Here is a 305-nt window from a genome sequence, read left to right as displayed (position 1 = left end):
CTGCGCCATGCCGTCCAGAGCCAAGCCATCCGTCCCGGGGCGATTTTTCACAGCGATCGCGGAAGCCAATACGGCAGCCGTTGCTTCCGGGCCTTCCTGAGCGAAAAGAAGCTGCGTCAGAGCATGTCCGGCCGGGCCAATCCCTATGACAACGCCTGGACCGAATCGCTCATCGGCGCCCTCAAGGCTGAGATTCTGCAGGGAGGAAAGTTCGCCGACTTGTCCGATGCCCATACCGAGCTCTTCGACTACATCGAGAGCTACTACAACCACCACCGCAAACACTCCTCGATCGGCTACCAAAC

At 59.7% G+C, this 305-nt stretch carries 1 protein-coding gene; it reads left to right on the top strand.

Features of this window, described 5'->3' with window-relative positions; all coding sequences use genetic code 11:
• On the top strand, positions 1-305 hold a 305-nt coding region (locus tag JIN78_RS17115), incomplete at both ends, for an integrase core domain-containing protein (RefSeq protein ID WP_200393210.1).

The organism is Roseibacillus ishigakijimensis (assembly GCF_016595415.1).
Lineage (GTDB): Bacteria > Verrucomicrobiota > Verrucomicrobiia > Verrucomicrobiales > Akkermansiaceae > Roseibacillus > Roseibacillus ishigakijimensis.
The sequence above is the reverse complement of the archived record's forward strand: the minus strand, read 5'-3'. Positions and strand labels throughout refer to the sequence as shown.